The following is a 14,093-nucleotide window of genomic DNA, read 5'->3' as shown; positions in this document are numbered from 1 at the left end:
AGGCGTCCAGATCAGCTTACTCCTGGCAATCAAGCCCTCCGCCAAAATTGGGGTAGCCGTACCGAACCGGAGGGCGGATCAGCGCCGCCGGTCGACCTTCGGCATCGTCTCGGTGACCAGCGTCAGCAGCAGATCGGCGAGCAGCTCGTGCACCTGTTCCCTGGTGAGATTGCCGCGGGTGATCCACTCCCGGCCCGCGACTTTGACCAGCCCGCCGTAGGCCCGCACCATCGCCCGCAATTCGGCGCTGTGCGTGGAATCGGCCAGACCGATCATCACCAGCGTCCGCTCGGCGGCGGCGTCGTCGGCCTCGTCGAGGATCTGCTGCACCTCGGGGTCGTCGCCGACACCCTCGTGGCTGGTGACCTTCACCCAGGTGCTGCCGTGCTCGCCGATGGTGTCCAGCAGCCAGTGCACGCTGGCGTCGACACGCTCGCGATCGGTCCCCGCGGGCACCACCATGGCGTCGAGCTTGGGCAGCGTGACCATCCGGCGCACCACCGCGAGATACAGATCCCGCTTGTTGCCGAAGTAATGGTTGATCAGCCCGCGGGCCACCCCGGCGCGCTGCGCGAGTTCCGCGGTGGACACCGCCGCGTACGGACGTTCGCCGAACATGTCGATCGCGCACGCGAGAATCTGCGCGCGCCGCTCGTCGGGTTCGAGCCTGCGGCGGCGCGGCGATTCCTCGGCGGAGCTTTTCGGCCCCGCCGAATCCGCGCCGCCGCTTCGGGTTTCAGAGAGACCGCGCAATGAGATCCTTCATCACTTCGTTGCTGCCCGCCAGGATGCGCAGGACGCGGGCGCCGGTGTAGAGCTGGGAAATCGGATACTCCGTCATGTAGCCGTAGCCGCCGAACAGTTGCAGGCAGCGATCGACCACGATACCGAGTTGGTCGGTGATCCAGTATTTCGACATGGCCGCGGTCGGGATGTCGAGGTCGCCGCGCAGATGCTTGACGATCGCGTCGTCGAGGAAGGTGCGGCACACCCTGGCCAGCGTCGCGCACTCGGCCAGTTCGAACTTGGTGTTCTGCATCGCGAACAGCGGCTTGCCGAACGCCTCGCGGCCCTTGGTGTAGTCGACGGTCAACTCCACCGCCTTCTCCATCATGGCGGTGGCGAGGATCGCGGTGACAAGTCGCTCCTGCGCAAGCAGCTGCATCATCTGGTAGAACCCCTGGCCCTCGGCCTCGCCGAGCAGGTTGGTGGCGGGCACCCGGAGTCCGTCGAAGAACAGCTCGGCGGTGTCCTGGGCCTTGCCGCCGATCTTGTTCAGGATGCGGCCGCGGGTGAAGCCAGGGGTGTCGTCGCCGACCTCGGCGAAGATCAGCGAGACGCCCGCCGCGCCCTTCGTCGGGTCCGTCTTCGCGGCGATGATGATGCCGTCGCAGAGCCAGCCGTTGGTGATGAAGATCTTCGAGCCGGTGATGACGTACTCGTCGCCTTCGCGCACCGCGCGGGTCTTGATGTTCTGCAGGTCCGATCCGGTGCTCGGTTCGGTCATGCCGATGGAGAGCACCATCTCGCCGCTGCTCGCCTTGGGCAGCACCCGCCGCTTGAGTTCCTCGGAACCGAACTCCATGAGGTACGGGGCGATGATCGAGCTGTGCACCGCCATGCCGAGCGAGCCGTCGCCAGCGAAGGCCTGCTCCTCGATGATCGCCGCCTCGTGCGCGAAAGTACCACCGCCGCCGCCGTATTCGGCGGGGATGGCGGTGCACAGCAGGCCGAGTTCGCCCGCCCGGTTGTACAGGTTGCGGTCGGGGTGGCCCTGCGCGACGAACTTCTCCTCGTGCGGGACGACTTCCTTCTCGAAGAACGTCCGTGCGAGGTCGCGTACGGCTTCTACTTCGTCGTCACTCCACGCGGCGCGTGCCATGGTTCGATCCTTTGCTCGCCTCGGACCGGCCTCGGCGCCGGTCCGTCGTCATCAGGTTCCAGCACTATTGGCGGCTTGTCAACAACTGCGGTCACCGGAGGGCGCACGGCAGATCACCATTGCTTCGACCGCGGTCGGACTGCCACTATCGGTGGAACGTACCGCCAGTACGTTCGGGTGCCGCGCGCCCGCGAGTGACGGACAGCGACCGAGGCGAGCAGATGACCGAATCGTCCGACAGGATCGGATCGGGCGGAACCCACCGCCCGCGACGCGAGCGCACGGTACGCGGCGCCGACGGTGAGCTCGCGGTCTTCGAGTGGGGCGACCCGCGCGGCGTTCCGCTTGTCCTGATGCACGGACTCAGCGACACCCATCTGGTCTGGCGCGAGGTCGCCGTGTTGCTCGCCGACGACTTCCGTGTCGTCGCCTACGACGCTCGCGGGCACGGCGAGTCCGAAACACCCTCCGGCCCGGTCGCTTTCCGGCTCGACAGACTGGCCGACGATCTCTACGCGGTGCTCGACGCCGTCAGCCCGAACCAGCCCGCGCACGTCTGCGGACACGGGTGGGGCGCGATCCAGGGGTGGGAGGCGGTCTGCGATCCGCGCGCCAACACCAGGATCGCCTCGTTCACCGCCATCTCCGGACCCAATCTCGATCACCTCGGCGTCCAGCTGCGCGAGCTGGCCGTCCGGCCGCACCGGATCCAGCGGCTGCTGGCCGACCGCAAATTCTGGCGGCACGGCGCGGGCTCGGCGCGCACCGCGGCCGTCCGCGTCACCTATCCGCCGCGGATGCGCACCTGGCTGATCGAACTCCTCGGCGGCATCCCCGCCGCGTACGCGCCGATCGCGCCGACGTGGCGTTCGGACCTGATCGCGGGCGCGCGCATCGCGCACGCCAACCTGGCGCCCCGCCTGCTGCGCCCGCGTCCCCGGCCGACCCCGGTGCCGGTGCCGGTGCAGATGGTCGTCGACACCACCGACGTGCTGGTGCCGCCGTTCCTCTACTACGGCAGCGCCCGGTGGGTGGACCGGCTGTGGCGCTGTTCGATCCCCGCCGACCATTGGCTACCGAGCACGGAACCGCTGCTGGTCGCCGAGGCGCTCGGCAATTTCGTCGAAGACCTGACCGCGGCCGACACCAGCCTGCCCCGCGGCTGAGTTCGTCTCAGGCCTCGTGTCCCGGAGACAAATCGAGGACCGCGGCGAGGCGCAGCGCGGGACGCGCCGAATCGGCGGCGCGCCCCGCGGTCGGTTCCAGGACGACGCCGACGTGATCGCCGAAGTCGTACCTGGCCACGATGCGGCCCGTGAACCAGTGCGTCGCCGCGCTCAGGATCGGCAGCCCGTGCGGCCCCTCGGTCCACGCGCAGCGGGCGAATTTGTCCGTGCTGTCGCCTGTTTCGGCGCCGAACAACCGCGCGAGTTCCCGGTCCTGCTCGGTCAGCAGGTGCACGGCGAGGTGGTCGGCGTCCGCGGCGACACGGAAGGTGTGGTTGTTCTCGGACAACCCGACCACGAAGCGCGGCGGGTCGATGCTCAGCTGCGTGCCGAAGCCGACGAGACATCCCGCGCGGGTTCCGCACGCGACCGTGGTGACCACCCAGATCGGGTAGTCCGCCGCGGCGAGTACCGCGTCGAAAGCGTCGCGCACCTCCGAGTCGTTCGGCACAGCTGACCTCTCCTTCGCTCACGCATCGGCCGCGGGCGCCGCCGAGGGAGGTGCTCAGGTCCTCGACGACACCGTAGCGCGCCCGGTCACCACCGATCGGGATCGCGCGGCTCGTCGACGCCCTTCGCGACCTCGTCGCCGAACAGGGTCATCTCGGGCTCGTCGTCGCCGATCTCGCCGCGCGCCGACGAGGGGTCGGCGATGGGCTCGCGAACCGGACGCGCTTCGTCGTGCTTCGTCGGCACGGCTACCGTCTCCTCGTCCTCGACCACGTACTTGCGCACGCGCGCGGGGCCCGCTGTCTCACTGTCGGCGCCGATGTTCAGCCGCTCCTCGGAACGGATCGGCTCGACGTCCTCGGTCCGCTCCATGCCGGTCCGCCTGTCGCGATCGATCGCCCGGTCCGCGGCCGTCGGCTGATTGCCCATCTGGTTCTCGGCGTAGGGCCTGCCGTAGGTCTTCCACGCCGAGAGGGCCGGGTCGATGTGGTAGTGGTCGAACAGTTCTCGCTCGCTGCGCTGGCTGATGTTGCCGTCCTCTTCCAGGTACGGCGCGGACTTGACCTCGTCCTTGCCGACTCGCACCTGCAGCGCCGAGCGATCGCGCCGGTGTTCGGCGCCCGCCAGCGGAACCAGCGAGTCGTGTCCGAACAAGCCCGTGGAGACGGCGATCCAGGTAGGGAAGCCGCTCGCGTTGTCCACGTAGATCTTCTTGACCCTGCCGACCTTGTCCCCGTCGCGGTCGTAGACGGTGCTGCCGAGTACCGAATCCAGCAAGTTGGTCATGGTCTCCTCCTCGATCCTTCCTCCGGACGATCGCGGCGACCAGCCGAGCGAACGATTAGCAGGACACCGCGGACCTGCATGATCATCAGTTACACAGCGGCAACTACCCGCTCCCTTCCTGCACAAACAGCGGCCGGTCGAGCCTCGGAATCCGAGCCCCGTACGGCCGGACCGCGACCCGCCATCGGCGTTTGCGACAATGGTGGCTTCGATTGCCCAGCTCACGAAGGACCCCCGCAGACCCGATGGCCGACAGCAGTATCGATCCCGACGAGCTCGCCACCTGTCTTCGGGTACTCGACCAGGCCGGACAGCTGGACAAGGCACACCCCGACTCGATCGCGGTGCAGCGCGCCGTCGGGCACATGTTCAAGAAGCTCAAGCAGCGCCGCCGCATCGAGGCGCGCGACAAGGTCTCGACCGCGGATCGCGCGGTGGTCGCCGCCACCGCCACCGGCTCGCCGAATCGTATCGACGACGAGACCGCCGGCATCCCGTTGACCTCCACGGCCAGGGGCGCAAGCGCGGGCACCTTGATGCGCGCGCGGCCCTGCTACATCTGCAAGCAGCGCTACACCCGCGTCGACGCCTTCTACCACCAGCTGTGCCCGGAGTGCGCCGAGAGCAGCCACGCCAAGCGCGACGCGCGCACCGATCTGTCCGGCCGCCGCGCGCTGCTCACCGGCGGCCGCGCCAAGATCGGCATGTACATCGCGCTGCGGCTGCTGCGCGACGGCGCGCACACCACCATCACCACCCGTTTCCCCAACGACGCCATCCGCCGCTTCGCCGCGATGGACGACAGCGCCGACTGGCTGCACCGGCTGCGCATCGTCGGCATCGACCTGCGCGATCCGGCGCAGGTGGTCGCGCTCGCCGACGATGTCGCCGCGCAGGGTCCGCTGGACATTCTGATCAACAACGCGGCCCAGACCGTGCGTCGCTCCCCCGGCGCCTACAGCGCGCTGGTGGAGGCCGAGTCCGGTCCGCTGCCCGCGGGCGCGCTGCCCGACGTGGTGAGCTTCGGCAAGACCATGCAGGCGCACCCGACCGCGCTCACCGCCTCGCTGGCGCCCACGCTCACCGCCGCGGACGTCGCGGAACTCGCCCTGGTCGCGGGATCCGCCACCCCGGAACGGATTTCGCGCGGCGTGGCGATCGACGCGGGCGGGCTGGTGCCCGATCTGGCGCACACCAACAGCTGGGTGCAGACCGTCGGCGAGGTCGATCCCACCGAGCTGCTCGAAGTGCAGCTGTGCAATTCGGTGGCGCCGTTCATCCTGGTGTCGCGCCTGCGTCCGGCCATGGCGGCCGCGTCGGCGCGCCGCAAATACATCGTGAACGTCTCCGCTATGGAGGGTCAGTTCAGCCGCGGGTACAAGGGCCCGGGACATCCGCACACCAATATGGCCAAGGCGGCGCTGAACATGCTGACCCGCACCAGCGCCAAGGAGATGTTCGAGTCGGACTCGATCCTGATGACGGCCGTGGACACCGGCTGGATCACCGACGAACGCCCGCACTACACCAAGATCCGCCTGGCCGAGGAAGGCTTCCACGCGCCGCTCGACCTGGTGGACGGCGCCGCCCGCGTCTACGACCCGATCGTGCGGGGCGAGGACGGCGTCGACCTCTACGGCTGCTTCCTCAAGGACTATCAGCCCTCGCCGTGGTGAGCCTCCTTCACCGTGCCGGGTCGATCGCGCAGAATCGCGGGTGACACCGGCTACCACGATCGGAGGGCGCATGGCGGATCAGGGTGGAGCGCGGCGCACCGGACTCGGGGCTCTGCTGCGCGACAAGGCGCCGTTCCTGCGCTGGTCGACGATCCGTTTCGCGCTCGGCGGACGATCCGTGCTGCGCACCGGGCAGGTCGGCGACGGCCGCGAGGAGGCCGTCCGGCAGCACGTGCTGCACACCGCGACGGCGGGCGACCCGGACAGTGTGCTCGCCGCTTTCGACGATTTCGCGCGCAACCGCAGCATCCTGATGAACGTCGGCGACGAGAAGGGCTTGCTGTTGGACGCCGCGGTGGTGCGGGCGAAGCCGCTGCTCGCGCTGGAGCTCGGCGCCTACTGCGGATACAGCGCGGTGCGGACGGGACGGCTGCTGCCGCCGAAAGGGCGGCTCGTCTCGGTGGAGGCCAGTGCCGCCAACGCGGCGATCGCGACCGAGGTGATCGCGCACGCCGGACTCGGCGATCGGGTCGAGGTGGTGGTCGGCAAGATCGGCGACGGCGGCACGACCATGCGCAGGCTCGCCGTCGATCACGGATTCGCTTCGGGCGCGCTCGATTTCGTCTTCCTCGACCACCTGAAGACCGCGTATCTGCCCGACCTGCTCGCGCTGCTCGAGGTGCACTGGCTGCATCCGGGCAGCCTCGTCGTCGCCGACAACGTGAAGATCCCCGGCGCGCCGGACTACCTGCGCTACATGCGCGAGAACCAGGGTCTGTCCTGGCGCACCGTGGAGCATCGCACACACGTCGAATACCAATCGCTGCTGCACGATCTCGTCCTCGAGTCGGAATACCTCGGCTGATCGGTTTCCGCTCGGTCCTACGGTGGTATCGGCCGCGACATCGAGTCCGATTCGCGTGCTGCGCGTTTCCGGACGGTTCAGCCGCGATCGCGCAGGTGCCGGGTGACGAATTCCGCCAGCGCGCTGGCGTGTTCGTCGAGGTAGAAGTGGCCGCCGGGGAAGGTCGCGCGCTCGAACCCGCCCGCGGTGAACGCCCGCCATTCGTCGGCCTGCTCCGGCGTGGTGGTCGGGTCCTCGGTGCCGACCAGCGCGGCGAGATCGCAGGCCAGCGGCGCGCTCTTCCGGTGCGCGTAGGTCTCGACGGCTTGGTAGTCGCTGCGCACCGCGGGCAGCACCAGGTCGGCGAGGCCGGGTTCGGTGCGCAGCAGCGCGATCGGCGCTGGGTCGGCCGCGAGGCGCTCCAGGTCCGCGATGAGCGCCTCGTCGGACTCCAGATGCAGGCGGGCGGGTTCGGCGAAAGACGGTGTGGGACGGCCCGAGACGAACAGCGCGGTGAGTTCCTGTCCACCGTCCTCCAGCCTGCGGGCGGTCTCGTAGGCGAGGGTGGCGCCCATGCTGTGCCCGAACAGCGCGAGACCGGACCGTGGACCGCGCGCCAGCAACTCCCCGGCGATCAGATCGGCCAGCGCGTGCAGATCCGGGACCGCCTGCTCGGCAAGTCGATCTTGTCGACCCGGATATTGCACGGCCAGTACCGCCACGCCGGAACCGATTTCGCGGGCCAGCTCACGGTAGGCGGTTGCCGAACCGCCGCCCGGCGGGAAACACACCAGGTAATGGCGCGGCGCCGGGTCGGTGCGCAGGACGCGCAGCCAGTCGGTGGCGGTGATCGTCTCGTCCACGTCGGTCTCCTTCTCCTCCGGTGCGGCTAGTCTCGATCTGGTGAACGCGCACGCACGGCTGGTCCACGACTACGAAGCCGGAATCGGAGTCCCCGCTTCCGAAATTACGCACTCCCCCGATCCTGGCAGCAACCTCGCTGCGACACTGCCGGTATGGTCACTGGCCGCGGGATCGGTGGCCGCCGTGGCTGCCGCGGCCAACCGGTTGCGCGACGCGCACGGGCTGGCTCCGGTGCCGCACCGGATCGATCCGGAACGGATCACCGCCGCGTTCTCGAGCGACAGCCTGCTGCGGGCGAACGGCCGCCCGGTATCGATGTTCGCAGATCTGTCCGGATTCTTCCCCACCTTCGACGGGTGGGTGCGCACCCACGCCAACTACCCCCACCACCGAACCCGCCTGCTCGCCGCGCTCGGCCTACCGGAGGACGCGCCCCTCGATCTCGCGGTCGCCCACATCGCCATGAGCCGCGCCTCCGACATCGAGGACAACGCCGCGGCGGCGGGAGCGATCGCGGTGCAGGTGCGCACCGAGGACGAGTGGGCCGCGAGTCCGCAGGCGCATGCCGCCGCGTCCGGCCCGGTGGTCGCCATGGAACCGCGCCAGGATCGAGCAGGCGCGCAGTTCCGTTCCGACGCAACGCCGTTCCAGCCCTTGCGCGGCGTGCGCGTGCTCGACATGACGCGGGTGATCGCCGGGCCGGTCGCCACGAGGACGCTGGCGCTGCTGGGGGCCGAGGTGCTGCGGGTTGATCCGCCGTGGTTGCCCGAGATCCCGTGGCAGTACGCCGACACCTGCCAGGGCAAACACTCCGCGGTCGTCGACCTGCGCGCCCAGTCGGCGGTGTTCCACGATCTGCTCGCCTCGGCCGACGTGCTCGTCAGCGGGTATCGTCCCGGCGCGCTAGAGCACGCGGGGCTCACCACCGCCGTCCGGCCTGGCCTGGTGCACGGCCGGGTCAGCGCGTGGGGCGAGTCCGGTCCGTGGGGCGCGCGCCGCGGCTTCGACAGCATCGTGCAGGCCGCCACCGGCATCTCCATCCTGGAGGGCGCGCCCTCGGTGCCCGGCGCACTGCCCGCGCAGGCACTGGACCACGCCTCCGGTTATCTGCTGGCCGCGGGCGTGATCGACGCGCTGGCCGCCCGCACCTACGACGGCATCGGCCGCGACGTGCGAGTCTCCTTGGCGCGCACGGCCTCCTGGCTGCTCACCCACCCGGCCCGCACCCTCCAGCACAGCCCCGCAACGGCCCCCAACCCCGAGCTGACCGTGCGCCACGGCGCCCTCGTGACGGCCGCACCCGCCCTGGCGGAGTACCCGGATTACGCCTGGCCCGCCCCGCAATTCGGAACTGGCGCGCCCGCTTGGCCGGTGCGCACCCGGTAGGAGAGGCGCCGCCTTCGCGCGGTGGTGCGCGCTGCCGCGCGGAGGGTGAGCAGCGATCGTGTCGGCCGAATGGTGTGAGCGCCGGGATGGCCATGGCCCGGGCTCCGATAGCAGCTCGAGACGCGGTGACCACCCCGAGGTTGAGCCGCGCAAAACGCGGTGCGCACCGCAGAACTGTCGCACCCGGAATGGACTTCGGCCCACAATGCCGTGGCGGCGTTGCGGGCCGAAGATCCGTGGTGCGCACCGGCTTGCGCGGGCGTCCCGTCAGTCGCCGCGGGCGAAGTCCGCGAGGAGGGTCGGGACCGCCGCGTCGAAGCCCGCGATGTCGAGCATTCCGGCGTCCGACGGGTCCGCGATGCTGAAGTTGGTGGCGGTCATGCCGACCACGACCAGCTTCGCGTGCGGGTTGACCTCGCGGCGGTAGCGCTGCAAGGCCTGGTGCGGGTGGATGCGGCCCGCCCAGGTCTCGGAGTCGGTGAAGATCGAGAACACGTCTACCTCGAGTCCCTGCTCCAGCGCGTAGGTCATCGGCAGGGAGCAGTCGGTGCCGCCGAACGGCAGTGCGGACACGGCGCGCACCGCGTCGTCCAGCCGCTGGCGCGGGCTGATCGCGAGCGGTGTCAGTTCCGCCTCGCCGGCCCACGCACCGCTCGCGGACGTGAAACCGACGATGGAGTGCGCCTTTTCGGTGCTCGCCGTCACCAATGCCAGTGCGGCACTGGCCTCCCGTGCCGTCAGCGGTGTTCCGCCGATCTGCACGGCCATGGACCCGGACACGTCGAGGGCGAGCAGGTGCCGCTTGCCGGTCGGTCGCACCGCCTCGAACGCCGCGTAGAACGCGGCATCCAGCGCGTCCACGATCGGCGCTGACGGCTCCCACCGGCCATCGCCGCGCACGGATCGGCCCGCGGCGTAGGTGCGCAGCGCGACGAGGACGTTCACCGGGTGCACCCGCGCCTTGCGCAGGCGCGCCGGATCGGCGAGCTGACGCGCCACCGCGGCGGTCCGCTCCCCCAGTGGAGCGAGCAGCCCGAGCCGGGTCAGTCGCGGCAGCTGGCGCATCAGCGCCGTCTGCGGAATCCCGTTGTCCAGCAGCGCCTCCCACACGGCGGGCCGGTCGAGCGCGGCGTCGGGCAGCATCTCCCAGGACAACCGGTACGCACGCACCAGATCGGGGATCTCGCCGACAGGCGCCGCCTGCGCCCGGTGGTAGCCCTCGACGAGCCGCAGCCCGTCCAGGGACGCTTCGCGACCGCAGATCCAGTCGAACAGGCGCTTGCGGTCCGCCTCCGCGGTGTCCGGGTGCGCGAGCCGCAGCAGGTCGCGGTGCGTCCACCCTTCCCGCTGGCGGTACTTCACCACCTGGAAGGCGAGATCGTCGACGGTCTTCTCGACGTACCAGTGCGCGACGGCGCGGCGCAGCCCACGGCCCCAGCCGCGGAACTGCTCGACGTAGCGCGCGAACAGGAACAGGTGTGTTCCGGTGCGCGCCACCAGCGGCAGCGCGTCGAGCGCGGTCCGGCGGCCGTCGACATCGCCGAGCGAGGCCGCGGCGGCGAGCGCGAACAGCGCGGGGTTCTGCTTGGGCGCGCCGCCCGCCGTGGAGATCGCGACGACCTCGGCGACGAGCTCGTCGGTACGGTTGCGCGCGAAATCCAGGACGACCTCGGCGTTCTCCTTGGTCAGCTCCGCGGCGCGCGCGTAGTAGGTGCCGCCGTCGGTGCCCAGCGTCAGGAACCGGCGCAGCCGTACCTCGGGGGTGACCTCGAAGCCGAAGCCGCCCGCGTTGTTGCGTACCTGTCGTGCGTTCGCCCGCTCCGTCTGCGGCGTGGAGCGGGTGTTGATCCCGGCCAGCGCGTCCATGTTTCCTCGTTTCCGGCCTCGCGAGAGGCGTGTCGGGAACGGGGCACGGACGAATCGTGCGCCAACAGGCTTCCGCCGCCCCCGTTCGACGAGACGCGAAGAACGGTCGTGGTGTGCCGACCGGACCACGCCCCATGCGGAGCGCGTCAGGAGTCGAACCCGATGGACCAGATAACCGATCGACTTCGGCCCGTTCTTCGCGTCCTGGCAATCCGGCGGGGCGGTCGTGGTGTGCCGACCGATAGTAGTGCTCTACCTGATTGAGCTACGGCAACATGCGCTGCCGGCGGGATTCGAACCCGCAACCGCTCCAGTGAAAGTGGTAACCGACCGACTCCGGCCCGCCCCTTCGGATTGCCAACGCACCGAACTGTAGGACCCGACCCGATCGCACGCCACCGAATTAATCTCCGCACACGCCGCCCACCGGCGCACGCGGTCCCAGCGAAAAATCCTTTGCACTCGGCCTGGTATCGGCGATGAAATGTGAGTTCACACGTCGTCTGCACTCACATGACAGCCATCGACATCGGCACGCCGGAAGGAACTCGCACCGTGGACATCGTCGACGAGAGCGTGCACGACGAGGCCCCCGCGCTCGCCGGACGGACCGAGTGGGTCGGGCTCCTCGTGCTCGCGCTCGCCTGCCTCGTCTACGCGATGGACCTCACGGTGCTGCACCTCGCGGTCCCGATGATCAGCGCCGACCTGCATCCGACCAGCTCGCAGCTGCTCTGGATCATCGACGTCTACGGCTTCATGGTGGCCGGTCTGCTGATCACCATGGGAACCCTCGGCGACCGGATCGGCCGGCGCCGCATGCTGATGATCGGCGCGGCGGCGTTCGCGGTGGCCTCGGTGGTGGCGGCGTTCGCACCCACCGCCGAGGCGCTGATCGTCTGCCGTGCGCTGCTCGGCATCGCGGGCGCGACCCTCGCGCCGTCCACGCTGTCGTTGATCTTCAACATGTTCCGCGATCCCCGGCAGCGTTCGGTGGCGGTGGGCGTGTGGGTCGGCGCGTTCTCGGCGGGCGGCGCGGTCGGGCCGATCTTCGGCGGTGTGCTGCTGGAGAACTTCTGGTGGGGATCGGTGTTCCTGCTCGCGGTGCCGGTCATGGTGCTGCTGCTGGTGCTCGGCCCCAAGGTGCTTCCGGAGTTCCGCGATCCCGAGGCCGGGCGGCTCGATCCGATCAGCGCCGCGCTGTGCGTGGGCACCATGATCGCGGTGGTGTTCGGCATGAAGAAGATCGCCCAGGACGGTGTCGGCGCGGCGGCGCTCGCGGGCCTGATCGGTGGCGCGGCGCTCGGCGTGCTGTTCGTGCGGCGTCAGCTCACCAGCGCCGACCCGATGCTGGACCTGCGGCTGTTCCGGTTGAGCCGGTTCCGCGTCGCGTTGCTGATCAATGTCGTCGGCATCTTCGTCGCGTTCGGCTACTTCCTCTTCGTCGCGCAGTACTTCCAACTGGTGCTCGCGATGTCACCGATGGCGACCGGTCTGGTGATGGTGCCCTCCGGTCTCGGGTTCATCGTCGGATCGCAGCTGGCGCCGCGGCTGGTTCAGCTGGTGCGGCCCGCCTACCTGATCGGCGGCGGGCTGGCCATGGCCGGTGTCGGGCTGCTGATGATGACGCAGCTGACCGCGTCCGACGGCTACGGTCTGGCACTGGCGGCTTCGGTGATCTCCGCGCTGGGGTTGGCGCCTGTCTTCGGCATCACCACCGAACTCATCGTCGGCGCCGCACCGCCCGAGCAGGCGGGCGCCGCCTCGGGCGTCTCTGAAACCGGCGCGGAATTCGGCGGCGCGCTGGGCATCTCGATCTTGGGCAGCATCAGCATCGCGATCTACCGCGGCGACCTGTCGTCCTCGCTGCCCGCCGGGCTCTCCGAGGCCGACGCCGGGTCCGTCCGCGACACCTTGGGTGCGGCGGTGCAGATATCGACCCAGGTGCCGATGGATCTCGGCGAATCCGTGCTCGCGGCGGCGCGCGAAGCATTCCTGCACGGTGTGCATATCACCGCGGGCATCGCCGGCGTCGCCGCACTGGCCGTCGCGGTGGTGTCGGTGCGGAGGCTGCGCGATATCCCCACGGGCCCGCTGACCCACGAGGACTGACGCGCTCGGCGGCGGAGTTCACCCCGCCGCCGCGCGCCGACCGACGGACTGGGCGGCGTAAGTCCGGCCCGCGATTGCGAGGACTGACTCGACTGCCGACACTTGGCATCCGAGCGGGCATATCGTCCGAACGGGCAGCTCTGTGGAACAGCCGCCAGTGGCGTCGGCGCATGGATCTCGCAGACATCGCATCCCTGCGCGGCGTGCACAACAGCATCCCGAGAAGCCCACCGCGATCATTGCGGGGCAACTCGGCGCACACCCGAGCGCGGGCGATCGACGCGAGCGAAACAGCGGCTCCGAGCGAAATCCTCTATCGAGCCGCGGTCTCGGGCCCGTCCGCCAGCGCCGCGAAGGCGGTCGACAGGGTGGCGCCGCTCGGCAACGCGCCGTCGTTGATCAACCAGAGCATCGAAAGCCCCTGGGTGAGCGCGAAGTAGAGTTCGCCGATCGCTTCGGCCTGCGGCTGGGTCAAGTGCGGGTGGGTTTCGCGCAGGGTGGCGGCGAGGTCGGCGGTCGCCTCGACAACGCTTTCGGCCATGAACCGCTGCGATTCCGGCGAACGCGCCATGCGCAGCAGATTCTCCAAGCTGGCCAGCATGCCTTCGCGGTTGGCGGCGAAGACCGCGGGCAGTCCGTCGATCATCGAGGCGAAGGCTTCGGACATCGGACGCCCCTCGGTCGCCTCGATCAGCTCACCCATGCTGTCGCCGATGCCGGTGCCGAGCGCCTCGGCAAGCGCCTCGGTGATCAACCGGTCCTTGGAACCGAAGTGGTAGCCGATCGCGGCCAGGCTGACCCCGGCCGCGTTCGCGATGTCGCGGGCGGTGGTCTTGGCGACGCCGCGCTCCATGATCGCCTTGCGGGCTCCGGCCAAGAGATCTTCACGGTTTCCCATGCGGGCCAGAATACGGCATGTCTCAGACGTACGTCCTAGACGTCCGTTCAACCACCGCCGGTTGCCCGAGCGTCGCCGTGCCCCTCCGGCCGGACCCGAGACA

General features: G+C 69.8%; 12 protein-coding genes and 1 tRNA gene. 5 read left to right on the top strand and 8 right to left on the bottom strand.

Translation table 11 applies throughout. From position 1 onward, the window contains the following. Positions 1-78: 78 nt before the first annotated feature. On the bottom strand, positions 79-753 hold the full coding sequence (locus CRP45_RS02190) for a TetR/AcrR family transcriptional regulator (RefSeq protein ID WP_097243563.1): 675 nt from the start codon (positions 751-753) through the stop codon (positions 79-81). Next, complete coding sequence (locus CRP45_RS02185; protein WP_097243562.1) at positions 737-1,882, bottom strand: acyl-CoA dehydrogenase family protein; 1,146 nt, start codon at positions 1,880-1,882, stop codon at positions 737-739. The genes CRP45_RS02190 and CRP45_RS02185 overlap by 17 nt, the downstream gene beginning before the upstream one ends. Before the next feature lie 221 nt (positions 1,883-2,103). Between CRP45_RS02185 and CRP45_RS02180 the strand changes: the two genes are divergently transcribed. Next, the gene (locus tag CRP45_RS02180; RefSeq protein WP_097244505.1) at positions 2,104-3,048 is read left to right on the top strand and encodes an alpha/beta fold hydrolase; all 945 of its coding nucleotides are present in this window, start codon (positions 2,104-2,106) and stop codon (positions 3,046-3,048) included. Between the two features lie 7 nt (positions 3,049-3,055). Here CRP45_RS02180 and CRP45_RS02175 read toward each other — a convergent pair whose 3' ends face one another. Together CRP45_RS02175 and CRP45_RS02170 are read right to left on the bottom strand one after the other, a co-directional pair. Further along, positions 3,056-3,559: a flavin reductase family protein gene (locus CRP45_RS02175; protein WP_245909834.1), complete on the bottom strand. Its 504-nt coding sequence runs from the start codon at positions 3,557-3,559 to the stop codon at positions 3,056-3,058. Between the two features lie 86 nt (positions 3,560-3,645). Further along, complete coding sequence (locus CRP45_RS02170) at positions 3,646-4,344, bottom strand: PRC and DUF2382 domain-containing protein (protein WP_097243561.1); 699 nt, start codon at positions 4,342-4,344, stop codon at positions 3,646-3,648. 245 nt (positions 4,345-4,589) lie between these two features. On the opposite strand from CRP45_RS02170, the gene CRP45_RS02165 reads away from it, so the two are divergent. Both CRP45_RS02165 and CRP45_RS02160 read left to right on the top strand, forming a co-directional pair. Beyond that, complete coding sequence (locus tag CRP45_RS02165) at positions 4,590-6,020, top strand: SDR family oxidoreductase (protein ID WP_097243560.1); 1,431 nt, start codon at positions 4,590-4,592, stop codon at positions 6,018-6,020. A gap of 70 nt (positions 6,021-6,090) precedes the next feature. Then, on the top strand, positions 6,091-6,885 hold the full coding sequence (locus CRP45_RS02160; protein WP_097243559.1) for an O-methyltransferase: 795 nt from the start codon (positions 6,091-6,093) through the stop codon (positions 6,883-6,885). A 77-nt stretch (positions 6,886-6,962) separates the two neighbouring features. Here CRP45_RS02160 and CRP45_RS02155 read toward each other — a convergent pair whose 3' ends face one another. After that, positions 6,963-7,727, bottom strand: a complete 765-nt coding sequence (locus tag CRP45_RS02155; RefSeq protein WP_097243558.1) for a thioesterase II family protein — start codon at positions 7,725-7,727, stop codon at positions 6,963-6,965. A gap of 40 nt (positions 7,728-7,767) precedes the next feature. On the opposite strand from CRP45_RS02155, the gene CRP45_RS02150 reads away from it, so the two are divergent. Then, entirely contained in the window at positions 7,768-9,114 is a 1,347-nt protein-coding gene (locus tag CRP45_RS02150; protein WP_097243557.1) for a CoA transferase, read from the top strand. 267 nt (positions 9,115-9,381) lie between these two features. On the opposite strand, the gene CRP45_RS02145 is transcribed toward CRP45_RS02150, so the two are convergent. Beyond that, positions 9,382-10,980, bottom strand: coding sequence for a TROVE domain-containing protein (locus tag CRP45_RS02145; protein WP_097243556.1), 1,599 nt, complete (start codon positions 10,978-10,980; stop codon positions 9,382-9,384). Between the two features lie 281 nt (positions 10,981-11,261). Beyond that, positions 11,262-11,321, bottom strand: a tRNA-Glu gene (locus tag CRP45_RS33615). A 172-nt stretch (positions 11,322-11,493) separates the two neighbouring features. Between CRP45_RS33615 and CRP45_RS02140 the strand changes: the two genes are divergently transcribed. After that, a complete protein-coding gene (locus CRP45_RS02140; protein ID WP_097243555.1) occupies positions 11,494-13,092 on the top strand; it encodes an MFS transporter in 1,599 nt (532 codons plus the stop codon). Positions 13,093-13,405: 313 nt separating this feature from the next. On the opposite strand, the gene CRP45_RS02135 is transcribed toward CRP45_RS02140, so the two are convergent. After that, on the bottom strand, positions 13,406-13,990 hold the full coding sequence (locus CRP45_RS02135; protein WP_097243554.1) for a TetR/AcrR family transcriptional regulator: 585 nt from the start codon (positions 13,988-13,990) through the stop codon (positions 13,406-13,408). Positions 13,991-14,093 lie beyond the last annotated feature (103 nt).

The organism is Nocardia amikacinitolerans (assembly GCF_900215415.1).
GTDB lineage: Bacteria > Actinomycetota > Actinomycetes > Mycobacteriales > Mycobacteriaceae > Nocardia > Nocardia amikacinitolerans.
The sequence above is the reverse complement of the archived record's forward strand: the minus strand, read 5'-3'. Positions and strand labels throughout refer to the sequence as shown.

Excerpts from the sequence above, each read along its gene's own strand:
- CRP45_RS02185 (WP_097243562.1), bottom strand. The coding sequence starts at position 1,882 with ATGGCACGCGCCGCGTGGAGTGACGACGAAGTAGAAGCCGTACGCGAC.
- CRP45_RS02180 (WP_097244505.1), top strand. The coding sequence starts at position 2,104 with ATGACCGAATCGTCCGACAGGATCGGATCGGGCGGAACCCACCGCCCG.
- CRP45_RS02165 (WP_097243560.1), top strand. The coding sequence starts at position 4,590 with ATGGCCGACAGCAGTATCGATCCCGACGAGCTCGCCACCTGTCTTCGG.
- CRP45_RS02140 (WP_097243555.1), top strand. The coding sequence starts at position 11,494 with ATGACAGCCATCGACATCGGCACGCCGGAAGGAACTCGCACCGTGGAC.
- CRP45_RS02170 (WP_097243561.1), bottom strand. The coding sequence starts at position 4,344 with ATGACCAACTTGCTGGATTCGGTACTCGGCAGCACCGTCTACGACCGC.
- CRP45_RS02135 (WP_097243554.1), bottom strand. The coding sequence starts at position 13,990 with ATGGGAAACCGTGAAGATCTCTTGGCCGGAGCCCGCAAGGCGATCATG.
- CRP45_RS02160 (WP_097243559.1), top strand. The coding sequence starts at position 6,091 with ATGGCGGATCAGGGTGGAGCGCGGCGCACCGGACTCGGGGCTCTGCTG.
- CRP45_RS02145 (WP_097243556.1), bottom strand. The coding sequence starts at position 10,980 with ATGGACGCGCTGGCCGGGATCAACACCCGCTCCACGCCGCAGACGGAG.